A 22,605-nucleotide genomic window follows, 5' to 3' on the forward strand; every position below is an offset into this window, starting at 1 on the left:
TGTATGGCGGATAATGCAAAACGGGGTGTTTGATTGACCAACACCCCGTTTTGCTATACTAAATATAATATTTTAATTCCGTAAAGGTTTGCCTGTTTTCAGCATGTGCTGCAACCTTTCAAGTGTTTTACGCTCACCGCAGAGGCTCAGGAATGCCTCCCGCTCCAGGTCCAGCAGGTATTGCTCGCTCACCAATGCCGGCTCGCTCAGGTCGCCGCCGCACATCACGTATGCCAGTTTACCCGCGATCTTCGCATCGTGCTCGGATATGTAGTTACCGGTCTTCATACCATTCACACCGGCCAACATGGCCCCGAGCCCACCGCGGCCCAGCACTTTTACGTCGGTGCGTTCCTGCGGACGGGTATAGCCATCCGCTGCAATATCGATCACACTGCGCTTCGCATCGGCGATCACTCGGCTCTGGTTCATGCTGATCTCATCGTGGCCACGGCGAAGAATACCCAGGTCAAAGGCTTCATGTGCAGAGGTACTCACTTTCGCGGTCGCAATGGTCAGGTAACGTTCCTGTAAAATGTTATTCTCTACCAGCCCTTCCCGGAATTCGTCGGAAGCACGCAGTGCCATTTCTTTGGTACCGCCACCTCCGGGAATAAGGCCTACACCAAATTCCACCAGGCCAATATAGCTTTCGGCAGCCGCCTGCACTTTATCTGCATGCAGGCTCATTTCGCAGCCACCACCCAGTGTTAAGCCATGCGGTGCTACTACTACCGGAACAGAAGAGTAACGTAAACGCATAGTGGTACGCTGGAACAGGCGCACCGCCATATCCAGCTCATCATACTCCTGCTCTGCCGCGAACATGAAAATCATACCCACGTTGGCGCCCGCGGAAAACACCGCGCCGTCGTTGCCGATCACCAGTCCCTGGAAATCTTTTTCGGCGCGGTCTACTGCTTTGTGAATGCCTTCGAGCACTTCGCCGCCGATCGTGTTCATCTTGGTTTTCCAGTCGAGGCAGGCTACACCATCGCCGAGGTCGTACAGACTGCAGGCCGAGTTTTTCCAGATTACATGGCCGGAGCGGTTTTCCAGGATGATGAAATTGTCGGTACCGGGGATCGCTTCGTATTGTTGCGATACCGGCTGTAATAGTATTGTTTACCGTTATCAACCTTGTAAAATTTATTGATGCCTTTGGCCAGCATATCCTTTACCCATTGGGCGGCGGTGAGTCCTTTGGCTTCAATGAGTTTGATGCCGTTTTCCACGCCCAGCAGGTCCCAGGTTTCGAAAGCGCCGATCTCCCAGCCGAAACCGGCTTTCATGGCGTCGTCTACCTTATAGAGATCATCTGCAATTTCGGGAATGCGGTTGCTGATATACGAAAACAGGTAGGCATGAAACGCCTGGTAGAATTGCCCGGCTTTATCGGTGCCGGCGGCTACCATGCGGATGCGCTGTTTCAGATCATCGATGGGTTTGGCGGCCTCGATGCTGCCAAACTTCGCTTTCTGGCGCGGACCATACTCCATGGTTTTCAGGTCGAGGGTAAGAATTTCTTTACCGCCGTCGCCTTTTGTTTTCTTGTAGAAACCCTGACCGGTTTTATCGCCCAGCCATTTGTTGTCTACTATCTTTTGCAGGAAAGATGGAATCGTAAAGATCGCTTTCGCTTCATCGTCCGGACAGTTCTGCGCTACCCCTACCGCCACTTTCACCAGCGTATCGATACCTACTACGTCGGCCGTGCGGAACGTAGCCGATTTCGGGCGGCCGATCACCGGGCCGGTCAATGCATCGATTTCATCCACATTTAAGCCCATTTCTTCCATGATATGAAAGATGGCCATGATGGAGAAAACACCTACCCGGTTGGCGATGAACGCCGGTGTATCTTTGGCCAGTACCGTGGTTTTACCGAGGTACAGGTCGCCATACTCCATGAGGAATTCCACGATCGAAGGATCGGTATGCGGGGTGGGGATAATTTCGAGTAAACGCAAATACCGCGGCGGGTTAAAGAAGTGTGTGCCGCAGAAATGCTTTTGAAAATCTTCGCTCCTGCCCTCCGTCATCAGATGAATGGGAATGCCGGAAGTATTGGAAGTGATGAGGGTGCCCGGTTTGCGGTATTGTTCCACCTGCTCGAACACACTGCGTTTGATATCGAGATTTTCCACCACTACTTCAATGATCCAGTCGACGCCGGCAATATCTTTCATATTGTCCGTAAAGTTGCCGGTTTTGATCAGCTTCGCCACATCTTTCGTGAACACCGGCGAGGGGTTGGATTTCAACGCCGCCTGCAACGCATCGTTCACGATCCTGTTTTTAACGGCCGGATGTTCCGTGGTTAACCCTTTTGCCTTCTCCGCGTCATTCGGTTCTTTGGGCGCAATATCCAGCAACAATACCTTAACACCTATACCTGCAAAGTGGCAGGCAATCCTCGATCCCATTACACCTGATCCCAGTACTGCTACTTTATTGATTCTTCTTTGCATGTTTTTCCTGCTTTTATGCGGTTATGTTTGAAGTAGTGGAATAATAAATGAATTTAGCATTTTTTGCCGTTCGTACGTCAATCGGTGGGCCGAAACTTTCCGGCGCCTAAATAAAACGGCCCCCATGTTTCCATGGAGGCCGTTTTCTATTGCTATTGAAGTATGATCAGCTTACACCGCTGCCTGGCGCTACCGCTTCGGCCGGGTTTACAAATACCAGTTTGCCATCTTTATCTTCCGCCATCAGGATCATGCCACGGCTTTCGATACCGCGCATTTTACGGGGTGCGAGGTTGGCTACCAGTGTTACCTGTTTGCCTACGATGTCTTCTGGTTTATAATGCATCGCAATGCCCGAAACCACGGTGCGTTGTTCGCTGCCGAGATCCACCGTCAGCTTCAGCAGTTTGTCTGCTTTCTCTACTTTTTCGGCTGCGGTGATGGTGCCTACTTTCAGTTCCAGTTTGGCGAAGTCGTCGTACTGGATTTCGGGTTTGGCGGGAGTTTCGGTTTCAACCGGCTGAACGGTTTCCGTTGTTGGCGCAACCGTTCCGGCTGCCGCGGCAGCGGTTGCCATCGCTTCCGCTCTCTTAGCTTCTAGTTTTTCTACTTCCACTTTAACTTGTTCGTCTTCTATTTTTTGAATAACAATTCCGGTGCACGCAAGGAGTAACCGACGCTTAGCAGCTTCATGCTGCCCGCGTTTTTCCACTCTAATATCTTATCGACTACTTTCAACATATGGCAGATTTTCTGCGCTGTGAAAGGAATGAAAGGATTTGAGAAAATGGCCAGATTAGCCGTTAACTGCAAACGTGCAGGCAGTTGTCAATCTGCTTCTGCACTTCCGGATTCTCCTCCAGTTTCTTCGCTACGATCCGGGCTCCCGCTCCTGCAAATAACGGTTACCTTCACGCGCCACGTTCATCATCTCTGCCTGCGCTTCGCGGAAACGATAGCTCTCCAGCGATTCGGTGATTTTCTGCTTCGCAGACTGCAGCATTGCGATGATCGCATCATCTTTATCGTCTTTGATATCTGCATGAAACGGGGGCACTTTGCCTCCGCACAATTTATGCATCAACACCATGGTACGATTCACGAAGTTGCCAAAAATGGCCACCAGTTCTCCGTTATTTCTTGCCTGAAAGTCTTTCCAGGTAAAATCGTTGTCTTTCGTTTCCGGCGCAGTGGCGCAGAGTACATAACGCAACACGTCCTGCTGATCGGGGAAGTCGCGCACATATTCATCCACCCAAACGGCCCAGTTACGGGAAGTGGAAATTTTTTCACCTTCCAGATTAAGGAACTCGTTAGCCGGCACGTTTTCCGGCAGCACAAAACCACCATGCGCATGTAACATGGACGGGAAAATGATACAGTGGAAAACGATATTATCCTTACCGATAAAATGAACAAGCTTGGTATCTTCCTGACACCAATACTTTTCCCAATCCGGCGTTAATTCTTTGGTGGCAGAAATATAGCCAATCGGCGCATCGAACCACACATAAAGCACTTTACCTTCCGCATCGGGCAACGGCACTTTGATCCCCCAGCTACTATCGCGCGTCATCGCACGGCTTTGCAGTCCGGTATCGATCCAGCTCTTACATTGACCGTATACGTTATTTTTCCACTCTTTATGCCCTTCTATCAACCATTCTTTCAACCATGGTTCATAGTTGGCAAGCGGCATGTACCAATGCTCCGTTTTGCGTTTTACGGGAACGGCGTCACTGAGCGCAGAGCGCGGGTTGATCAGCTCTTCAGGGCTTAACGTAGTGCCACAAACTTCGCACTGGTCGCCATAAGCACGATCGTTGCCGCAATTGGGGCAAGTACCAACGATATAGCGATCCGCCAGGAAGACGTTCTTTATTTCATCATAATATTGCTCACTCTCCTTCTTTTCAAACAAGCCCTTATCATACATGTTTGTAAAGAACGCAGCCGCCGTTTCATGATGGATCTCGCGCGAGGTGCGCGAAAAATATCGAAGCTGATACCCATCGCCGCGAAACTATCGCGTATGATCGCGTAATATTTGTCTACAATGTCCTGCGGGGTCACCCCTTCCTTCATCGCCTTAATGGTGATGGGAACGCCGTGTTCGTCCGTGCCGCCGATAAATTTCACGTCGGCCCCGGTTGCCCGCAGGTAACGTACATATATATCCGAAGGCAGGTAGCAGCCGGCCAGGTGCCCGATGTGCACGGGACCATTGGCGTAAGGCAGCGCCGCGGTAATCAGATATCTGTTAAACTGTTTCATCCGTACTATTTTGTCTTTTATTCCGGTGGAAAATGGGGCGTGGGTGAATTATATTTAATCCTGCACGATTCATTTTTCCGTTTTGAAATATTGCTTATACTTGTTGGCAATATTATCAATTAATCAGCAAAGGTAACTAAAGCACTTAAGAATGATAAAAATTCCACCATATCTCAAAAAAGGTGACCTGATCGGCATTACCTGTTCCAGCAGCAAAATGGAGCTTCACCAGGCCGAATATGCCGCCGGTGTGCTGGAATCGTGGGGATACCGGGTACACCTCGGCATCACGGTAGGCACCAGTTTTCACAACTTTTCCGCACCCGACGAGCTGCGCCTCGAAGAACTGCAGGACATGCTCGACGACCCCGAAATCAAAGCTATCTTCTTTGGCCGCGGTGGCTATGGCATGATCTGTATTATCGACCGCCTCGATTTTACCCGCTTCCGCAAAAATCCAAAATGGCTGATCGGTTACAGCGATGTAACGGTACTGCATGCACACGTGCACCAGAAATTGGGCATCGCCAGCATGCACGCCATGATGAGCAGCGGCATCACCATTGCCACCCGGGAAAACCAGTATGTACAGAGTCTCCGCCTGGCCATCGCCGGCAAATCCTATAAATACAGCTTCGGCCCGCACCCCTCGACCGCCCCGGCACCGCCACGGGTGAACTGATCGGGGGTAACCTCACTATGCTGGCAGCCGTATCCGGTTCCCCTCCCAGCCCGACACCAAAGGCAAAATACTGGTGCTGGAAGATATCGGGGAATACCGCTACAGCGTCGACCGCATGATGTACAACCTGAAACGCGCCGGTTGGCTCGATAAACTGGCCGGACTGGTCGTAGGCAGCTTTACCGAGGCCCGCGAAACGGATACGCCTTTCGGCCAAACGGAGAACGAAATTATCCTTAACCTGGTAAAGGAATATGATTACCCGGTGTGCTTCAATTTCCCGGTGGGTCACCAGGAACAGAACTATGCCCTTAAACTGGGCCTGAAGCACGAGCTGAAGGTGAGCGGCAAGCAGTGCACCCTTAAACAGCTGAAATAATTCATCAACCTATAAAAAAGCCCGGGCCACCAACATGGCCCGGGCTTTTGCATTTAGTTATGTAAGAGCGAATCCATTTTTTGATTATACACCGGGTACTTCGCCAGGTTATTATGCTCCCCGCCCGGGATGGTCACATATTCATCTTCCGGCTTCAGCAGCGGCTTCAGCTTCTCCGATGAGCCCTGGGGCACCACCCAGTCGTCTGTTCCGTGAAAAATGGCCACAGGAGCCTTTATGTCGCGGATATACTCGTAGGTGGGAAATTTAAAATTCATGATATAGTCGTAGGGGTATACCGGTGCAAATTGCTTTACCACGTCGGGCAGACTGTAATACGGTGTTTCAGGATCAGCTGTTTACAATCGCGGACAGAGGCCAGCTGGGCGGCTACGCCGGTACCCAGTGACTTGCCGTAGATTACGATCTGCCAGGGCGCGAAACGAACGCGGGCCACCTTGTACATCTGCAGCGCATCGTCATAAAAAGTCTGTTCCTTCAGTTTACCGGTGCTTTTCCCGAAGCTGCGGTAGTCCATCATGAGTACATCGTACTGGTTGCGGCGGAAAACGTCCCGGTATTTTACATATTTCTCCACGTTTTGCCCGTTACCATGAAAGTACAACACCATGCCACGCGGCTTATCGGCCTTGAACAACACGGCACTGATGGTTTCTTTCTTATTGATGCGGATGAGCAGTTCTTCGAAGGGTACGTCAAATTTATACTGGTAATTGGCCGGCAATACGACGGGATGGAAAATGAGTTTTTCCTGTATTACCCACAGCAGTGCGCCAACGGCCAGGTAAATGGCCATCGTCCAAAGCATGAGCTTTTTCCAGGAAATTTTCTGTAATAATGATTTCATAGCTGTTTTACGCTTGCAAAATATCCCTGATAAAGGCATGATACTCCGGGAAACCCGGCAGGTTGTTATGTCCGCCCCCATGAATCCTGATCAGCGTGATCATATGCGTTCAGGGCCTGCAGGTGTTCGCTGTGCCGGATAGGGATGAGCCGGTCTTTAGTACCATGAATAATATAAGTATGGCATTTAACCTTCGGTATCCACAGGTCGGTGCGCAGGTGGTAACGGAGTACCCAGCGCAGGGGCAGCAGGGGTAAAAAGCGTTTGACCACCCGGGCAAAGCTGTAATACGGCGCGTCGAGGATCAGGTAGCGCGGGTTGTTGTCACTCGCCACCTTAGCTGCAAAACCGCTGCCGATACTTCTGCCGTACACCAGTATACAATGCTCCGGCTGCGAAGCCCTGAGCGTATCGTACACGAACTGCGCATCTTTCAGTAAATCCTGCTCCGTTCGTTTACCCGTGCTTTTGCCAAACCCGCGGTAATCTATCATCACCACATCGTACCCGTACCGGGTAAAGTCGCGGGCAAACTTGCCCCATCCTTTAATACTCCGGCTGTTTCCGTGAAAGTACAGCAGGGTGCCCCTGGGTTTGTCTACGATGAAGTGCAGTCCGTTTAAACGCACACCCGGTGCCACCTCGTAGAACAATTCCTCGAAAGGCTGATCGTACTTAAAGGCAAAATCGGGGTGCAGTTTCTCGGGCTTAAAGATGAAAACTTCCTGTACCAGGTAAGCAATCAGCACCAGCGCGAGGTAACCGGCAATGATGTAAATCACCGTAGGGTTCATTCCCCTTAAGTTACGGAAAATCTAGTCTTCCACGTCGGGCACGATCTCCATCCCGTACTCCTCCGCCGTGAGCAGGCCTTTTCCTGCGTTTCGGCAATGATGGCGGCATCGGGCGTGGTATCGGTAATATGATATTGCTGATGCAAAAAGTCGAAGTGATGAAGTTTATCGAGCCCCGGCACTTCCAGCAGGTGACGCAGCACGCTGTTCACCACCTGCAGGGCGGCGGCGCCGTGTGTAACGCTCAGTGCGCCCGCGTCGAAGTTGCGGTATTCGTCGATCTGATTACGCATGCAGCGGTAGCTGGCGCTTTTAGATCCGTTTGCCTGCGGAATATTGAAGCCGCCCCACCAGGCCACCCAATTGTGTACTTCCGCGATCACGAAGGGTTTGTCGCCAGCCATGCAGCCGTCGTTAACCACGAGGTGCGTCGGCTGGTGCTGCGAGCAGTCGATCACGAGGTCAAATTCGCGGATCACCGCCAGTACGTTTTCCGGCTTTACCTGTATGAGAAAAGGATAATGTTTGGTGAAAGGATTAAAAGCCCACATTCTGCTGGAGGCCATTTTCGCCTTATGTTTGCGGATGTCCTGGATCTGGAACAGCGGGGTGCGGGCAAGGTCCTCCTCGTTCAGCACGCCATAATCCGCTATACCGATTACGCCTACACCGGCCGCACTTAAATGCTGTAAAACCGTGGCACCCAAACCGCCACAGCCAATGACGAGGATGCGGGTATTCTTTATTTTCTCCTGCATACTCAGCCCCACGCCGGGTACGGCAATGGAATACTTAAAACGCAGCAGCTCTTTCGTTTAATGCCATTTCTTCTTTATGTTGATATTAGTCCTGCGGAAACTCGAGTGTAAACTTACTGCCTTTCCCCAGTGTACTTTCTACTTTAATTTTTCCTTTGTGCGCGTCTACAATGGCTTTCACGTAAGAAAGCCCCAGGCCAAAGCCTTTCACGTTATGCAGGTTGCCTGTATGGGCGCGGTAAAACTTCTCGAACACACGCGATACCGTGTCGCGGCTCATCCCGATACCATTATCGGCAATCGTGATGACCAGGGCTTTACGGGTATTGACAGTATGGATTTTAATTTCCAGGTTGGTTTTCGAATACTTGATGGCGTTATCCAGCAGGTTAAAGATCACGTTGCCGAAGTGCACCTCATCCACCTTTAAGATGGGCTGGATCGCCTGTAGCTGCAAGTCTACCCGGCCGTTTTTGCTATCGAGCTGCAATTGCAGGTTTTCTACGGTGCGGGTAATCAGCTGGTGCACATCGATCACCTGGAGGTTGAGGGAAATTTCTTCCTTTTCCATGAGGGCCGATTGCAGGATCGTTTCCACCTGTTTATTCATGCGCTTGTTCTCCTCCTTGATCATGCTGGAAAACTGCCGTATTTTATCGGGATTGCCGATCACCTTTTCATTGCCGATGGCGTCGATGGCCAGTGATATGGTGGCTAACGGCGTTTTCAGCTCGTGTGTCATATTATTGATGAAATCGGACTTTACTTCCGATAACTTCTTCTGGTTCAGCAGGGTGCGGATGGTCAGCGTAAAGGCCATGATGATGATGGTCGTAAACAGGATACTGCCAACGATCATGAAACCCGGTATTTAAAAATATAGGGGCTCTGTTCCGGAATAATCACCTGCAACGCCTCCGGCGCCATAAGGGTAGGCACCTGCATATCTGTCAGCAGCACGCCGTATACATGATAGCTGTTGGTATCCAGCACGGTGGCATTGTACACGATCTTTTCAAAACCCGACGATTTCAGCTGGTAACTGCTTTCACCCATCACGGCAAACTCAAAATCAGTCGTTATTTTATTATTAGCCATGGCCCTGCGCAGCAAGCCTGCCACTTCGTCAGCCGTAAAACGGGCGCTCACCGATTCAAAGATGGGTGCAAGGTCGCGCTGGATGCGGATACCGCGGGAGTCGATCACCGTCTGGTCCATACGCAGCGCTTTATACGGGTGGTTCATCATAGAGCGGGCCACGGTATCCATTACCCGGATCATGCGCTGGTCGCGCTCTTCGCGCTTTATCACGGCGGCATTACGGATCCAGCTCACCTGGATGTAAATAATACCGGCCAGTGACAGGGTGATGAGCACTACGATCAGGGGAAAAGTTTTCTTTAAAGGCAACATGCTTACAGGTGAATATTTTTAAATATAGCCAATCATTCTGACCGGGACGATCTACAATTTGTTAAAAATCAAGCTACAAGCGTCAATCTGACAAGGTTGGCCACTGGTGGGACTTTACCCGCTTTTTGTTTGCTATAGCAACAATGATACAAAATTAAAGCGCGGAAAGACGCATCCATGCTGTTTCTACGAAAACACTATCACTTTAACGTAACTTTAACGCAAAATTTACGTCAGAATTCCCTCCACTTTACCTAACTTTGCCCTATCAAACTGGTACTAAATTTGATAATGAAGTATTGGTTGATTAATAAGAATTTAAAATTTCTACATACATCGACGTGGATTCGTTCCATAAGCGATTTAGATTTTGGTTGATAAAATGGTAAGGGGGTTGTCTAGCCTCCTTCTTTTTTTTTATATACCCCACCCATTCTCCCCTCAAATAATTAAATTTGAATCAGACGCAAGCAAAAAATTTAGTGTATGGTTCAGTTAGCGCCTGGGATATTATTGATTGCGGACCCTTTTTTAAAAGATCCGAATTTTGCCCGCTCCGTGATACTGTTGTGCGAACACCGGGAGAAAGGAAGCTTCGGCTTTGTGGTCAACAAGTTGTTCGAGCAGAAGCTGGACGAACTTATTCCCGACATTATTACGCCCAACATTCCCGTTTACAACGGCGGTCCTGTGCAGCAGGACACGATCCACTTTGTGCACCAGGTGCCCGGGCTGATCGAAGACGGTTTTGAAATTGTGCCCGGCATTTATTGGGGTGGGCGGTTCGACATGGCGGTATCTCTCATCAATTCGGGGAAAATAGACCTCAGCCAGATCAAATTCTTTTAGGCTATTCGGGCTGGAGCAGTGGGCAGCTGGAAGCAGAGTTCAAAGAAAAAAGCTGGATCCTGTCGCAGGTGACCGCACCGCTGGTGTTCCGTGAAAACGAGCAGGAAATCTGGAAGGCCGCCCTCAAAAACCTGGGCCAGTCATTTGCCATGATGGCCAACTTCCCTTCTGACCCCTCATTGAACTGATCTGTAGTAAAATGAACAGGAATGAACAACCCGTAATGCTTTTTATTGGGTTACCTTACGCATGCCATCCTTGTTAAGCAAACCGAGCCCCTCACCGGGCCGTTGCAGCCAATTTTCAACCGTTTATTCAAAGTATTTCAGGGTTTCGTCGTTACGCGTGGCAATGGCCTCATAGCGGCCAGCCATCGTGTATCTGTGACCAGGAAACTCCGCTGGCAATCTTACCGGCCGGATTTCGACATTAGATTAATGGATTGAACAAAAAGGGCCGGGTAATCCTACCCGGCCCTTACTTATCTGCTAGTCTGCGATATTTTACTTACCTGGCGTCGCCCACAATACCTTCTACCAGTACGGTAGCTTTGTTGTTAAGCACTTCCACAAAACCACCTTCCACTATAAACTGTTCGGTAGTATGTGTTTTATCCGCCAACACCTTCACTTTGCCTTTACCCAGCGCTGCGATCAGCGGGGCGTGTTTTTCCAGGATCTCGAAAGAACCGTCGACGCCCGGCAGCTGTACGCCAAATACTTCGCCAGTATAAAGCTTTTTTCCGGTGTTAATATTTCTAATAACATGATTGAGTGTGTTGGGTGATTGGATACTTGTTAACCTTCGGGATGCGCTTATTTAGCAGCATCCATCAGTTTCTTACCTTTTTCGATGGCGTCTTCGATAGTACCCACCAGGTTGAATGCTGCTTCAGGCCACTCGTCCACTTCACCGTCCATGATCATGTTAAAACCTTTGATGGTATCTTCGATCGGAACCAGTACACCTTTCAGACCAGTGAACTGCTCTGCCACGTGGAAAGGCTGTGACAGGAAGCGCTGAACTTTACGGGCGCGTGATACGGTTTGTTTATCTTCCTCGCTCAACTCGTCCATACCCAGGATGGCGATGATGTCCTGCAGTTCTTTATAGCGCTGGAGGATCATTTTCACCCTTTGTGCACAGTTGTAGTGTGCGTCGCCGATGATGCTCGGAGACAGGATACGGGAAGTAGAATCCGGGGATCCACCGCGGGGTAAATACCAAGGTCGGCGATTTTACGGCTCAATACCGTTGTCGCGTCAAGGTGGGAGAAAGTTGTTGCCGGAGCCGGATCGGTCAAGTCATCCGCAGGTACATATACCGCCTGTACGGAGGTAATGGAACCGTTTTTAGTGGATGTGATACGTTCCTGCATCAGGCCCATTTCAGTAGCCAGGGTTGGCTGGTAACCTACCGCAGAAGGCATACGGCCTAACAGCGCGGATACTTCGGAACCTGCCTGGGTGAAACGGAAGATGTTATCTACGAAGAAGAGGATGTCTTTACCACCACCCGCTGTACCGTCGCCATCGCGGAAGTACTCAGCGATTGTCAGACCAGACAGGGCAACACGTGCACGTGCGCCGGGGGGCTCGTTCATCTGACCGAAGATGAAGGTAGCCTGTGATTGTTTCAGACCCTCTTTATCTACGGAAGACAGATCCCATCCGCCTTCTTCCATGGAATGTTTGAATTTATCGCCGTATTTAACGATACCCGCCTCGATCATCTCACGCATCAGGTCGTTACCTTCACGGGTACGCTCACCTACACCCGCAAATACGGACAGGCCTTCGTAACCTTTAGCGATGTTGTTGATCAGCTCCCGGATCAATACGGTTTTACCTACACCCGCACCACCGAACAGACCGATTTTACCACCTTTTGCGTAAGGCTCGATCAGGTCGATTACCTTAATACCGGTGAACAGTACTTCTGTATCGGTTGCGAGGTCTTCGAAACGGGGAGGCTGACGGTGAATGGGGTAACCATTGCTGGCGTCGATGTCACCAAGACCGTCGATCGCTTCACCTACCACATTGAACAAACGTCCTTTGATCTGGTCGCCAACAGGCATTTTGATGGGGGCGCCTTTGTCTGCTACAGCCATGCCACGTACCAGGCCGTCTGTGGAGTCCATTGCCACGGTGCGAACGCTGTCCTCACCCAGGTGTTGCTGAACTTCCAGGACCAGTTTCTGGCCATTGTCACGTGTAATTTCAGGGCGTTGTAGATTTCGGGCAATTTTCCTTCAAAATGCACGTCCACTACGGGACCGATGATTTGTTTGATCTTACCTGTGTTAGGCATATTAATCGAGATTTATAGTGCGGTTTTATGAAATTTTGCGCAAAGGTAAGGGTTAGAAACAGAAATTCAAAAACCGCGGCAATCCCTTAGCTACAATTTTTTACACTTCTTTTCCTCCCTATGAAAAACCTGATAAAAGTCAGGCAATATAGCGCGTAATATTTATTTAACCGCCCTTTTATCACAAATAGGGGGAAATAAAATGACAGCCGTATTATTTTGGAGCACCTGATCCTTAATCACATATAAAAGATCTATCAAATGAAGAAGAACACCTTGCATCGTCGTGATTTCCTGGGCAACCTTTCCAAAGCGGGCATCCCGGGGCGGTTGGCCTGGGCGTAGCCCCAGCTGCTTTGGCCGGCGCCGAAACACCGATCGCCCCCGCGGACCACGTCTTTACCACCAAACCTTACCTCCAGTGCCCCACGCCCACTTCCATGACCATCATGTGGATGACCGCCAAACCCTGCTATAGCTGCTGGGTAATGTATGGCCAAAACGGGCAACTCGACCAAAAAGCCCACCATCTTACGGACGGGATGGTGGAAGCCTACGAGCAGCTGAACAAAATCAGCCTCGAAGGACTCAAACCAGGCACCACTTACAGCTATAAGGTTATGTCGAAGGAAATTACCGCGTTCCAGCCCTATAAGCTGACTTACGGCGAAACCATCGAAAGCGACACGTACACCTTCACCACACCTGCCCTGAACCCAAAGGAGGTAAGCTGGCTGGTGCTGAACGACATCCACGACCGGCCACAATCGTTCGGACCGCTGATCGGGATGAATAAGGACGAGCATTTTGACTACCTGTTCCTGAACGGCGACATGTTCGATTACCAGACAGATGAACAGCAGATCATAGACCACCTGCTGACGCCGCTCGGCGAGGCATGCACCACGGTAAAACCCTTTATTTTCGTGCGCGGCAACCACGAAACCCGTGGTAAGTACAGGATGCACCTGCACGAATACTTCGATAACCCCGAGCACCGCAATTACTTCCAGTACACCTGGGGACCGGTACATTTCACGGTACTGGACACCGGGGAGGACAAACCCGATGACACCCCGGTGTACGCCGGCATCGTGGATTTTGACAGCTACCGCAGCCAGCAGGCCGAATGGCTGAAGCGCGTAGTGGCCTCACCGGCGTTTAAGAAGGCGAAGTTCCGCGTCGTGATGATGCACATTCCGCACTACCACTCCGGCGACTGGCACGGCACGCTCGACTGCCGCGCCAAGTTCGGGCCCATTTTTGAACAGGCGAAAATAGATCTGCTCATCAGTGGGCACACCCACCAATACGGCGTATATGCCCCACAGACCGACCACAGCTATCATATCGTAATCGGCGGCGGCCCCAAAGAGGGCAACCGGACACTAATTAAGGTAAAAGCTACACAAACGGAGCTGAATCTCAGGATGTTAAAGGATGACGGCAGCGAAGCAGGGAAAGTGCAGATAAAGACGAAAAGATAGCAGGATGGTAAGACGATCGTAACTGAATTGTAACTAACTGTAACTAAAATGTAGCTAATCTATAGGGGAATCAGTTAGGATTCAGTTACGATCCTCTTAGGATCGTCTTAGGATGTAGTCAGGCCGATAAAGCATGGGATAATATAATTATTATTACTCATAAGGCCTGCAGACATACACCCGGGTATGCAACTCCGAGCGGATGCGTTTAAACACTTCCCGGCCATCACCCATGTTTTTGTACATGAGCATCATATCGATGGGTTGCTCCCCCTGTCGGTATGGCGGCTGCTGGTACGGATAAGGAAACACACGGAAACCGGCCCGGCTGTAAAAACGGATGCGGCGCTCCGCGTCGGGGGTGTCCGGCAGTTCAACTTCCAGTACCAGCGAGTGAAACGTTTCGCAGAAGAGGGCCATTACCCGGGAGCCGATACCGCCACCGCGAACATTTGGCAGTATCGCAAAATGCTCGATGTACGTGTAGCCATTGAGCGGCCAGTAGAACAGGAAACCGATAAACCCGCCGTCGGATAACAGCAATGATAATTTCAGGTGACCATCGGCCAGAAGTTGCAGCTGCGGCTCCCAATCGCGGCGTTCGGCGTGGGGAAAAGAGGCTTCAAACAACTCCCGCACGTACGGCGCGGCTTCGGTAACAGGCTGTAATGTGAGCATACTGCTAAGATAATATACTCCTTCTGAAGATTCCCTATCTTTGGAGTCGAATAAAACATCAATATGAGAAAAATATTATGCCTGATAGCCGCGGGTGTATTGAGCTCCGCCGCCCTGTTCGCCCAGGACAAAATTGCGCCCGCCAAACCCGGCGCATCCTATGGCGCCCCCACTTCGGCCGGCAATGCCATTAAAATGCCCGAACTGGAAACCAAATTAAAAACAGATTCAGTATACAGTGGTAAAGTCGAAGGTACTGTGGTGGAAGTTTGCAAAAAGAAAGGCTGCTTCATGAAAGTAACCCGCGCCGACGGCGACCCGGTGATGGTGCGCTTCAAAGACTACGGCTTCTTTATGCCACAGAACATTGTTGGTAAAACGGTAGTGATGAGTGGTGTGGCGTCTGTAAAAGAAACATCGGTAGAGCGCCTGAAACACTATGCCGAAGACGCCGGCAAAAGCAAAGAAGAAATTGGGAAAATCACCGAACCTAAAACAGACATCGTGTTTATGGCCGATGGTGTGGTAGTGGTAAAATAATTTTCCATTCAGCTGATAACTAAAAATGGCGCCGTGTTATACGACGCCATTTTTAGTTATTGCAGGTTGGTGCAAAGAAACGGATCGGGATCGCCCGGCGTTACTTTTTTATCTTTAGACCAGCACAGGTTCATGGCCTGGCTGGTAATACTTTTCAGTTTCACTTCCACCTTGGTGCCTTTGCGGCTGTTACTCGCTTTCACGGTACCTTTTCCTTTCGCTGCGATATTACGCACGGTGTATTCTTCCGTCTTAAAAACCTGCCCCTTATTACGTAAATATTGCACGGTTACCACCACATTGTCCACCGGGTACTCGCTCTGGTTTTGTACGATGATATCCAGGTCCTTGATACCACCCAGAAAGCCAGTGCGGTAATCGTCGGTGGATACCGAAATGAACTGTTTCCAATTATGACGATAATAGGTGCGCTGGTCCACGAACTGGTCGGCCTGGTGCTGGATCATATCTTTACGATCGGCGATTTGCCTGGCGGTACCGGAGGTCATGTCCAGGTTGGCGCGTAGGTCGCGGTTTTCGCGGAGCAGGCGTTCATTTTCGCGGTAAAGTGTTTTGGCGCGGCGGTTCTCGCGGCAGGAATTGATGCCGAAGATGCCTACCAGTAAGGCGGATATGGTGTAGATGAGAATTTGCTTTCCGTTCATAATAGAGAGGGGAAAGAAAAAATGATGCCATTTTGTGGGGAGACGGCATAAAAAAGCCGCTCGCAAGAGCAGCCTTTTTCCTTATTCTTCGAATTGATAAAGAATTCTATCATTCTTTTCAAAGTCGTACAACGTTAACACCCTCACCGTGTAATAAGCGTTCCAGAACGACCGCAGGGCGCCGATATACCCCTGGCTGGCCTGGTTCTTTTCCTGCTGTGCGAGGTTAAGGTCCGTAATCGAAATCTTGCCGATCAGGTAGCGCTGCTTCGTGATTTCATAACGCTGTTGCGCAATGGTATCGGCTTTGGCGGCGCTGGCCAGCTGTTTCTTCTGGATGTTAAATAACTGCGTTTGTAAAAACACTTCCTGCTCAAACTGGCGTTCCTGTTGCTGTACGTCGATTTCCACGAGTTCGGCATTGGCTTTCGCCTGCTTTACGCGGTAGCGCGAGCGGCCCCAGTCTACGATGGGGATGGATACACCCACCTGCAGCAACTGGTTTTGTTGCAGCGCGCGGCCCGCGTACACATCTTTAATAGTAGCGCCGTTCTGGCTCTGACCGAGGTTGGCCGATAGATTAAATTGGTAACCGTTGTTGCCCCGGGCTTCGGCTACATCCCGTTCTGCCTGGATGCGGCGGCGGCGGAATTCGAGCACCACCTGCCGGTTGTTGCTCGCTTCACTTACAGCCCGCTCCATCAACACCTCGAACTGTGGCACCGTGGCAGGTGCAATGATGTCGATGTTCGCATCTTTGGGCATGTTCAAAAAGCGCGTCAGCTCGCGGTATGCCATCTGCTTGTCGATCTGCGCCCGCTCCAGTTGCGTTCTGGCGTTCAGCAAACTCAGTTCGATCTGCAGCAGTTCATTCTCCGCGATCTTACCGAGTTCGTAGCGGCCTTTGGAGATGTTGTACAGCGTATCGGTGTTGGATACGTTGTCCTGCAAAATCACTTCGTTCTGGCGCGCGGTAAGCGCATCGAAAAAGTAGGATGAGGCTTCCAGCGCGGCGCGTTCCAGGTCCTCCACATACCGGCGGGTACTTTCTTCATACATCAATGGATTGATCTTCTTTTCCCATTTATATGGGTTGTAAAGAATCATCGGTTGTGAATAGCGGATGGAGAAGGGGGTCGACAGGAAACTCACCGTATCGGGACGAAACAAGTCGTTCCGCTGCAGGTTTGTTTCCAGTGAAAAAGTACCGCCTGTAAATGGTACGATCTGGTCTAACGACAAACCAGCGCTGGTATAAGAGAAATAACTTTTGTTGAAAGCGTAACTGCCGTCGGGCTGACGGATGCTTGAAATATTGCCCAGAAAACTACTCGTGTTATCCGCTGTGAGCCGCAGTTGCGGCCGCCTGTTCGCCACGTAGTAACGAAACGAATACAAACTGTTTAATGCATTACTGCGTGCACGGTAATACGATGGCGAACCTTTCTGTGCCTGGTCAATAACGCCGGAGAGCGACAGCATCTGCTGCGCGTGGCCTGCCACACCCAGCAGCAGCGCCACTAATAATATGGAAATAATTTTCATGATCAGGTGTGTCTTAAACATTCGATAGGGTTCTGATTAGCGGCCTTACGCGCTGGCGATATACCGAAGATGAGTCCCACGGAAGAGGCCAGCACAAAGGATAGGAAGATGGAGATACCGGAGATGAGCGTGCGGATATCCGCCAGTTTATCTACCAGGTAAGCGCCCATCACACCCAGGATGATGCCGATGATGCCACCGCAAAGACTGATCAGCACTGCTTCGAACAAAAACTGCATCACGATGTCGCGCTTCTGCGCACCCAACGCCATACGGATACCGATTTCCTTGGTACGCTCCAACACGGATGCGAGCATGATGTTCATAATACCTATACCGCCCACCAGCAGCGAGATGCCGGCGATAGCGCTCAATACAATATTGAACACATCCTTCGTTTTCTGTTGTTGCTTCAGGAGTTCTTCAGGGATCGTCATTTCAAAATCGATCATATCGCTGTGCCTGCGTTTAAGCATGCGGTTGATAACGCCGGCGGTTTCGCCGAGCGGCGCGCCGTCTTTTACCTTTACGACCAGCTGGTCCAGCTGATGTTGTGTTTTGGCATTGGCGCTCATCCTGGCCAGTTCCTCATCCGAAATATAATACCCTTGCGGCATGGAGTTCGCCACGGCCGGGTTCTTATAACGGATCAACATGGTGCGGATCGGGATGTAAATATCCATGTTATAATCGCGGATACCAAGGTTCGATTTCGTAGCGTCGCTGATGTACTTTTCCTCCGTTACCCCCACTACTTTCAACCACTGCGCGCCGCATTTGATCGTTTTGCCAACGGGATCTTCGGTGAGAAAAAACCTGCGCTTTACACCGCTGCCGATAATACATACCGCCTCGCCACTTTCACGATGATTGGGATTGAACATACTGCCGGACGAAAGGCCGATATTGTTGATGTCGAAAAACGCCGGTTCAATACCCGCCATTTTCAACTTGCCGCTTTTACCGCGATAAATAATATCCTGGTCCAGCAGCATTTCGGGGCTGATGGTTTCCACGGAAGAAAGGGTGTTACGGATGTTTTGCGCATCAGCCAGCGTGAGGCCGCGGCTGAAGCGCTTCTTGCCCTGGTCCTGCGGCTGCTTGTCTTTATTATCGCTCTCTTCAGCCGACTGCGCGCCCGAAGGTTCGCTGCCATCTTTATTCCCTTCCTGTTTTGGTTTGATAACAATATTATTCACCCCTACCAGTTTCATCTGGTTAAGGATTTCCTCCTTTGCGCCCTTACCGATGGCGAGCATCGCGATCACCGCTCCCACACCGAAGATGATGCCGAGTGCGGTCAGGAACGACCGCAGGCGGTTAGCGGCCAGCGAGTCGAGCGCGATGTTGAGGTTATTAAAGTTCCGGGTTCCCCACAATTTTTGCATGCATGGTTCTTTTAAGAGTGAAAGCTACAGACGTTTTATTTTCTGGTCTTTGGCGCTTGCCGGCTCGGCCAGCAATACCTCGTCGCCTTCCTCCAGGCCTTTGTCCACGATCACGGTTTCGTCATTGGCTTTACCCAGCTTTACTTCACGTTTCTGAATCGCTGCGCCGCTTTTGTGGTATACGAAGCTTACGTCTTTGCCATTTTCCTTTTCGGAGAACACAGCTTCGAGGGGAATGAGTAACTTGTTGGGAATTTCGTTGATGAGAATATTGTTTGCGGTGGTCATCCCCGGCTTCAGGATAGAATCTACCTTATTGAGCCGGATCATTACCTCGAATACTTTGGCATTGGAACCAGGACGGTTCTCACCGATGTTGGCCACTGACTTTACAATGCCCTCCAGTTTTACTTCCGGGAATGCATCGAGACTGATCCCGACTTTCTGGTCCTTTTTGATCTTGCTTACATCTACCTCGTTGATGTATGTCTTAGACAACATGCTGGACAAATCGGGCAACATGGCCAGGCGGGGATCCCAGGGACGAACGCTGGAGCCGGTTTTCTTTTTACCATTATAATCGTTGATGTATACGAGCAGGCCGTTTTTAGGGGCTTTGATCTCGAAGCGGCCGCGCAGGTCGTTCAGGTCGTTGATCTGCATCTGGTAGCGGGATACTACCGCCGTTGCCTGCTGCATTTTGGAGGCAGCCTGCCGTTGTTTCAGGAGATTGTTCTCCTCCATTTGCTTCAGGTCACGTTCCGCTTTTTCCAGGTCGATTTCCGCCTGGCGGATGGTGGCAGGCGGTTCGTATTTACTGAGCTGGAGCGCGAGGCGTTTTTGTTCCATCTGGAACTTCAGGTTGGTGATGCCATCGCGGGCTTCGCGCATGGAGAGCGCGGTGTCCAGCGCGGTTTGCGCTACCGTGGCAGCGGCGCGATCAAGTTCGGCCTGCCATTCCCGGATCTTTTTATTCACCAGCGTGGGATCCAGCGAGGCGATGCGGTCGCCGGCTTTCACGAATGTGCCTTCCGGCACCATGTCCTGGATCTTGATATCCTCGTAAATCTGGTTCGATTGGAGGTCGGACGGACCGTTAATGTACTCGGTGTTTTCCGCCATCAACTCACCTGGACTTACCACCACATCGCGGAAATTCGATTTTGCGGCTTTGACGGACACTCCTTCGGCGACCGTTTTATTGCCCCAAACCACATATGCAACAATCGCGGAGAGGCCAAGTAATGCGGCAATGAGCCACCATTTTTTCTTCAACATAGGTTAAACAGCAGTGATGTGTGATGAATGGAATTAATATTTAGTAAGTATGACGATAAATAAGTAACTGCACAGGGACCAGATGCGTCGGGTTCAATATTCCATAAAAGTAGCCGCCACAATTCTAACGATTTGTTAATTGTGCCTAACGGGTCATAAACGATGATAAACTCATCCTTATTATTTGTAAAGCCAAAAATACCAGGCAGATAGCTACAAGATAAACATAGCGGAAGGTGGAAGTTTTTTCTTAACAATATTGTGCTTAATTTCGACATTTGCAGTGCAGTTAGCTTATGGAAAATTTCATCGTTTCGGCAAGGAAGTACCGTCCTCAGAATTTCTCGACAGTAGTGGGGCAGGCCCACATTACCACGACATTAAAGAATGCGATACGCAACAGTCAGCTGGCGCACGCATTCCTGTTCTGCGGTCCGCGTGGCGTGGGTAAAACCACCTGCGCACGTATCCTGGCCAAAACCATTAACTGCGAAACACCGCTGGCAGACGGCGAAGCCTGTAACAGCTGCCAGAGCTGCCAATCCTTTAATGATGGTGCATCCTTTAATATCCACGAGCTGGATGCCGCATCCAACAACTCTGTAGATGATATCCGTACCCTGGTGGAACAGGTGCGATTCGCACCACAGGCAGGTAAATACAAGATATATATCATCGATGAGGTCCACATGCTCAGTTCTTCGGCCTTTAACGCCTTCCTGAAAACGCTGGAGGAACCGCCCTCCTACGCGATCTTCATCCTGGCCACCACCGAAAAACACAAGATCCTTCCCACGATCCTGAGCCGATGCCAGATTTTCGATTTCAAACGCATTACCATACAGGACACCGTTGACCACCTGAAAGAAATATGCGACAAAGAGCATATCTCCGCCGAAGGCGACGCCCTGCACCTCATTGCGCAAAAAACCGATGGTTGTATGCGCGACTCGCTGAGTACACTTGACAAGATAGTAAGTTTCACTGCGGGGCAACTGACATACCAGAATACCCTGGAGCACCTGAACATCCTCGACTACGATTATTTCTTTAAGGTGATGGATAGTGTGCTGCAGCAGGATATTGCCGGCGCACTGCTCATCTTCGATGAAATTTTGCAGAAAGGTTTCGAAGGCGACAACTTCCTGGGCGGCTGGGCAGAGTTTTTGCGAAACCTCCTGGTGTGCAAAGACGAGAAAGTGCTGCACCTGATGGAAGTATCAGCTAACCTGAAAGACCGCTACAAACAGCTGTCCGGTAAGGTGAGCCCGCAATACCTGGTAACGGCCCTGCACCTGCTGAACGAAACGGAGATCAACTACCGCATGGCACGCAACAAGCGTTTGCATGTGGAGATGGCGCTGATCAAGCTCTGTTACCTGCAGCAGGCCGTGAACCTGGTGAGCAACGACCAGAACGGCGAGGTATTAAAAAAACTTAACTAACCAGGCGGCGGCAGCCGCAGCGCCTGCGCGCCCCCTTTATGGTGGCCGCTTCGGGCAAATTAGTAGCAGCTGCCCCCGGCGATGTGCCGGTAGCGCCGGAGCCGCGCCCGTCAAATGGCGGCAGTCCGGCCACGGCGCCCAAACTCACGATAGAAAAGGGTGTTACACCGCCGCCGGCCACTACGGCACGGCCAACCGTAACTCCTACCCCCATCAGCAAACCCGCGGCAACCGCGGCGCCAGCTACCACTACGGCGGCGGCCGGCGGCATCAAACTGACGGGACTTGCAGCCATGAAGGCGGCACTGGCGGCGAAGCAGAGCGCCGAGGTGGTAACGAGCGTTCCGGTTACATTGGGAGCATTGTCAGTGTACTGGGAAGAATTTATCGATGTGTACCGCCAGGCGAAACGTACCAGCGTGGTCAGTAACCTGCAGCTGGCCGAAATACAGCTGCCCGACCCGCAGGAGATCGCCCTTATCAGCCGCAACATCGTAATGCTGCGCTTCCCGGAGGAAGAAAAACTGGCGATATCAGAATTTTTCAAACAGAAATTCAGAAATAAAGACCTCACCGTTACCCTTTTGCTGGACGAAAGCAAGCAGCAGGAAGAAGTGGACGCGGGTCCCCAGCGACTGTCCAGCAAAGAACAATACATTAAAATGCTGGAAAAATACCCGCTGATCAAAGAACTGAAGGACAGCCTGGGCATGGAACTTGATTTTTAGCGCATTTTTAAACACAGAACCACTCTTACGTTGCGTTTTTGCGCAAAAAC

General features: G+C 50.7%; 25 protein-coding genes and 2 pseudogenes. 7 read left to right on the forward strand and 20 right to left on the reverse strand.

The features are described from left to right. Positions 1–72: 72 nt before the first annotated feature. The 5 genes and pseudogenes from MKQ70_RS22515 to metG (MKQ70_RS22535) form a co-directional block, all read right to left on the reverse strand. Positions 73–963 (reverse strand): enoyl-CoA hydratase/isomerase family protein, encoded by an 891-nt coding sequence (locus tag MKQ70_RS22515; RefSeq protein WP_248074503.1) that lies wholly within the window; start codon positions 961–963, stop codon positions 73–75. A 71-nt stretch (positions 964–1,034) separates the two neighbouring features. Further along, positions 1,035–2,471 carry a 3-hydroxyacyl-CoA dehydrogenase family protein gene (locus MKQ70_RS22520; RefSeq protein ID WP_248074504.1) on the reverse strand — a complete coding sequence of 479 codons (1,437 nt, stop codon included), beginning with the start codon at positions 2,469–2,471 and terminating at the stop codon, positions 1,035–1,037. Positions 2,472–2,637: 166 nt separating this feature from the next. Beyond that, complete coding sequence (metG, locus tag MKQ70_RS22525) at positions 2,638–3,087, reverse strand: methionine--tRNA ligase subunit beta (protein WP_248074505.1); 450 nt, start codon at positions 3,085–3,087, stop codon at positions 2,638–2,640. 17 nt (positions 3,088–3,104) lie between these two features. Further along, entirely contained in the window at positions 3,105–3,284 is a 180-nt protein-coding gene (locus tag MKQ70_RS22530; RefSeq protein ID WP_248074506.1) for a hypothetical protein, read from the reverse strand. A gap of 58 nt (positions 3,285–3,342) precedes the next feature. After that, positions 3,343–4,728 (reverse strand): annotated as a pseudogene (metG, locus tag MKQ70_RS22535) (methionine--tRNA ligase); the annotation flags it as partial. A gap of 168 nt (positions 4,729–4,896) precedes the next feature. On the opposite strand from metG (MKQ70_RS22535), the gene MKQ70_RS22545 reads away from it, so the two are divergent. Together MKQ70_RS22545 and MKQ70_RS22550 are read left to right on the forward strand one after the other, a co-directional pair. Beyond that, positions 4,897–5,427 (forward strand): S66 peptidase family protein, encoded by a 531-nt coding sequence (locus tag MKQ70_RS22545; protein WP_248074508.1) that lies wholly within the window; start codon positions 4,897–4,899, stop codon positions 5,425–5,427. 73 nt (positions 5,428–5,500) lie between these two features. Next, positions 5,501–5,806: a hypothetical protein gene (locus MKQ70_RS22550; protein WP_248074509.1), complete on the forward strand. Its 306-nt coding sequence runs from the start codon at positions 5,501–5,503 to the stop codon at positions 5,804–5,806. 53 nt (positions 5,807–5,859) lie between these two features. On the opposite strand, the gene MKQ70_RS22555 is transcribed toward MKQ70_RS22550, so the two are convergent. The 6 genes from MKQ70_RS22555 to MKQ70_RS22580 all read right to left on the reverse strand — a co-directional run bounded on the left by MKQ70_RS22555 (position 5,860) and on the right by MKQ70_RS22580 (position 9,639). Continuing rightward, a complete protein-coding gene (locus tag MKQ70_RS22555) occupies positions 5,860–6,126 on the reverse strand; it encodes an alpha/beta hydrolase family protein (RefSeq protein WP_248074510.1) in 267 nt (88 codons plus the stop codon). Further along, positions 6,120–6,674 carry an alpha/beta hydrolase gene (locus tag MKQ70_RS22560; RefSeq protein ID WP_248074511.1) on the reverse strand — a complete coding sequence of 185 codons (555 nt, stop codon included), beginning with the start codon at positions 6,672–6,674 and terminating at the stop codon, positions 6,120–6,122. Before MKQ70_RS22560 ends, MKQ70_RS22555 begins: the two co-directional genes overlap by 7 nt. Before the next feature lie 65 nt (positions 6,675–6,739). Then, positions 6,740–7,468: an alpha/beta hydrolase gene (locus MKQ70_RS22565; protein WP_248074512.1), complete on the reverse strand. Its 729-nt coding sequence runs from the start codon at positions 7,466–7,468 to the stop codon at positions 6,740–6,742. A gap of 5 nt (positions 7,469–7,473) precedes the next feature. Then, positions 7,474–8,274, reverse strand: a complete 801-nt coding sequence (locus MKQ70_RS22570; protein WP_308199519.1) for a HesA/MoeB/ThiF family protein — start codon at positions 8,272–8,274, stop codon at positions 7,474–7,476. A 37-nt stretch (positions 8,275–8,311) separates the two neighbouring features. After that, complete coding sequence (locus MKQ70_RS22575; RefSeq protein ID WP_248074514.1) at positions 8,312–9,085, reverse strand: sensor histidine kinase; 774 nt, start codon at positions 9,083–9,085, stop codon at positions 8,312–8,314. After that, positions 9,082–9,639: a hypothetical protein gene (locus MKQ70_RS22580; protein ID WP_248074515.1), complete on the reverse strand. Its 558-nt coding sequence runs from the start codon at positions 9,637–9,639 to the stop codon at positions 9,082–9,084. The genes MKQ70_RS22575 and MKQ70_RS22580 overlap by 4 nt, the downstream gene beginning before the upstream one ends. Positions 9,640–10,125: 486 nt before the next feature. On the opposite strand from MKQ70_RS22580, the pseudogene MKQ70_RS22585 reads away from it, so the two are divergent. Further along, positions 10,126–10,676: pseudogene (locus MKQ70_RS22585) on the forward strand (YqgE/AlgH family protein). 319 nt (positions 10,677–10,995) lie between these two features. Here the strand turns inward: MKQ70_RS22585 and MKQ70_RS41405 are convergent. Genes MKQ70_RS41405 through MKQ70_RS43315 form a run of 4 tightly spaced genes read right to left on the reverse strand, consistent with a single transcriptional unit; the run spans position 10,996 to position 12,801 of the window. After that, entirely contained in the window at positions 10,996–11,307 is a 312-nt protein-coding gene (locus tag MKQ70_RS41405) for a F0F1 ATP synthase subunit delta/epsilon (RefSeq protein ID WP_308199520.1), read from the reverse strand. Continuing rightward, positions 11,304–11,615 (reverse strand): ATP synthase beta subunit C-terminal domain-containing protein, encoded by a 312-nt coding sequence (locus MKQ70_RS43310; protein WP_443657955.1) that lies wholly within the window; start codon positions 11,613–11,615, stop codon positions 11,304–11,306. Before MKQ70_RS43310 ends, MKQ70_RS41405 begins: the two co-directional genes overlap by 4 nt. 2 nt (positions 11,616–11,617) lie before the next feature. Next, positions 11,618–12,685, reverse strand: coding sequence for a F0F1 ATP synthase subunit beta (gene atpD / locus MKQ70_RS22595; RefSeq protein ID WP_308199521.1), 1,068 nt, complete (start codon positions 12,683–12,685; stop codon positions 11,618–11,620). After that, entirely contained in the window at positions 12,592–12,801 is a 210-nt protein-coding gene (locus MKQ70_RS43315) for a hypothetical protein (protein ID WP_282456668.1), read from the reverse strand. Before MKQ70_RS43315 ends, atpD begins: the two co-directional genes overlap by 94 nt. A 356-nt stretch (positions 12,802–13,157) precedes the next feature. Between MKQ70_RS43315 and MKQ70_RS22600 the strand changes: the two genes are divergently transcribed. Beyond that, the gene (locus MKQ70_RS22600) at positions 13,158–14,288 is read left to right on the forward strand and encodes a purple acid phosphatase family protein (RefSeq protein ID WP_248074516.1); all 1,131 of its coding nucleotides are present in this window, start codon (positions 13,158–13,160) and stop codon (positions 14,286–14,288) included. Between the two features lie 153 nt (positions 14,289–14,441). Here the strand turns inward: MKQ70_RS22600 and MKQ70_RS22605 are convergent, their stop codons facing one another. Continuing rightward, complete coding sequence (locus tag MKQ70_RS22605; protein ID WP_248074517.1) at positions 14,442–14,966, reverse strand: GNAT family N-acetyltransferase; 525 nt, start codon at positions 14,964–14,966, stop codon at positions 14,442–14,444. 63 nt (positions 14,967–15,029) lie between these two features. Between MKQ70_RS22605 and MKQ70_RS22610 the strand changes: the two genes are divergently transcribed. Then, a complete protein-coding gene (locus tag MKQ70_RS22610) occupies positions 15,030–15,506 on the forward strand; it encodes a DUF4920 domain-containing protein (protein WP_248074518.1) in 477 nt (158 codons plus the stop codon). A gap of 56 nt (positions 15,507–15,562) precedes the next feature. On the opposite strand, the gene MKQ70_RS22615 is transcribed toward MKQ70_RS22610, so the two are convergent. The 4 genes from MKQ70_RS22615 to MKQ70_RS22630 form a co-directional block, all read right to left on the reverse strand. Next, positions 15,563–16,171, reverse strand: coding sequence for a hypothetical protein (locus MKQ70_RS22615; RefSeq protein ID WP_248074519.1), 609 nt, complete (start codon positions 16,169–16,171; stop codon positions 15,563–15,565). 81 nt (positions 16,172–16,252) lie between these two features. Continuing rightward, entirely contained in the window at positions 16,253–17,737 is a 1,485-nt protein-coding gene (locus MKQ70_RS22620; protein ID WP_248074520.1) for a TolC family protein, read from the reverse strand. After that, on the reverse strand, positions 17,719–19,104 hold the full coding sequence (locus tag MKQ70_RS22625; RefSeq protein WP_248074521.1) for an ABC transporter permease: 1,386 nt from the start codon (positions 19,102–19,104) through the stop codon (positions 17,719–17,721). Before MKQ70_RS22625 ends, MKQ70_RS22620 begins: the two co-directional genes overlap by 19 nt. 24 nt (positions 19,105–19,128) lie before the next feature. Next, positions 19,129–20,382 carry an efflux RND transporter periplasmic adaptor subunit gene (locus tag MKQ70_RS22630; RefSeq protein WP_248074522.1) on the reverse strand — a complete coding sequence of 418 codons (1,254 nt, stop codon included), beginning with the start codon at positions 20,380–20,382 and terminating at the stop codon, positions 19,129–19,131. Between the two features lie 296 nt (positions 20,383–20,678). Between MKQ70_RS22630 and MKQ70_RS22635 the strand changes: the two genes are divergently transcribed. After that, a complete protein-coding gene (locus MKQ70_RS22635) occupies positions 20,679–21,827 on the forward strand; it encodes a DNA polymerase III subunit gamma/tau (RefSeq protein WP_248074523.1) in 1,149 nt (382 codons plus the stop codon). 38 nt (positions 21,828–21,865) lie between these two features. Further along, positions 21,866–22,555: a DUF8439 domain-containing protein gene (locus tag MKQ70_RS22640; protein ID WP_248074524.1), complete on the forward strand. Its 690-nt coding sequence runs from the start codon at positions 21,866–21,868 to the stop codon at positions 22,553–22,555. Positions 22,556–22,605: the final 50 nt, after the last annotated feature.

Origin of the sequence: Chitinophaga sedimenti (assembly GCF_023156195.1) — a bacterium.
Taxonomy (GTDB): domain Bacteria; phylum Bacteroidota; class Bacteroidia; order Chitinophagales; family Chitinophagaceae; genus Chitinophaga; species Chitinophaga sedimenti.

Bases quoted from the DNA above. Each gene is read 5' to 3' on its own strand.
- MKQ70_RS22580 (WP_248074515.1), bottom strand. From the start codon at position 9,639: ATGTTGCCTTTAAAGAAAACTTTTCCCCTGATCGTAGTGCTCATCACC.
- MKQ70_RS22620 (WP_248074520.1), bottom strand. From the start codon at position 17,737: ATGTTTAAGACACACCTGATCATGAAAATTATTTCCATATTATTAGTG.
- MKQ70_RS22640 (WP_248074524.1), top strand. From the start codon at position 21,866: ATGGTGGCCGCTTCGGGCAAATTAGTAGCAGCTGCCCCCGGCGATGTG.
- MKQ70_RS43310 (WP_443657955.1), bottom strand. From the start codon at position 11,615: ATGATCCTCCAGCGCTATAAAGAACTGCAGGACATCATCGCCATCCTG.
- MKQ70_RS22625 (WP_248074521.1), bottom strand. From the start codon at position 19,104: ATGCAAAAATTGTGGGGAACCCGGAACTTTAATAACCTCAACATCGCG.
- MKQ70_RS22515 (WP_248074503.1), bottom strand. From the start codon at position 963: ATGAACACGATCGGCGGCGAAGTGCTCGAAGGCATTCACAAAGCAGTA.
- MKQ70_RS22615 (WP_248074519.1), bottom strand. From the start codon at position 16,171: ATGAACGGAAAGCAAATTCTCATCTACACCATATCCGCCTTACTGGTA.
- MKQ70_RS22565 (WP_248074512.1), bottom strand. From the start codon at position 7,468: ATGAACCCTACGGTGATTTACATCATTGCCGGTTACCTCGCGCTGGTG.
- MKQ70_RS22575 (WP_248074514.1), bottom strand. From the start codon at position 9,085: ATGATCGTTGGCAGTATCCTGTTTACGACCATCATCATCATGGCCTTT.
- MKQ70_RS22545 (WP_248074508.1), top strand. From the start codon at position 4,897: ATGATAAAAATTCCACCATATCTCAAAAAAGGTGACCTGATCGGCATT.
- MKQ70_RS22635 (WP_248074523.1), top strand. From the start codon at position 20,679: ATGGAAAATTTCATCGTTTCGGCAAGGAAGTACCGTCCTCAGAATTTC.
- MKQ70_RS22560 (WP_248074511.1), bottom strand. From the start codon at position 6,674: ATGAAATCATTATTACAGAAAATTTCCTGGAAAAAGCTCATGCTTTGG.
- MKQ70_RS43315 (WP_282456668.1), bottom strand. From the start codon at position 12,801: ATGCCTAACACAGGTAAGATCAAACAAATCATCGGTCCCGTAGTGGAC.
- MKQ70_RS22520 (WP_248074504.1), bottom strand. From the start codon at position 2,471: ATGCAAAGAAGAATCAATAAAGTAGCAGTACTGGGATCAGGTGTAATG.
- MKQ70_RS22630 (WP_248074522.1), bottom strand. From the start codon at position 20,382: ATGTTGAAGAAAAAATGGTGGCTCATTGCCGCATTACTTGGCCTCTCC.
- MKQ70_RS22605 (WP_248074517.1), bottom strand. From the start codon at position 14,966: ATGCTCACATTACAGCCTGTTACCGAAGCCGCGCCGTACGTGCGGGAG.
- MKQ70_RS22610 (WP_248074518.1), top strand. From the start codon at position 15,030: ATGAGAAAAATATTATGCCTGATAGCCGCGGGTGTATTGAGCTCCGCC.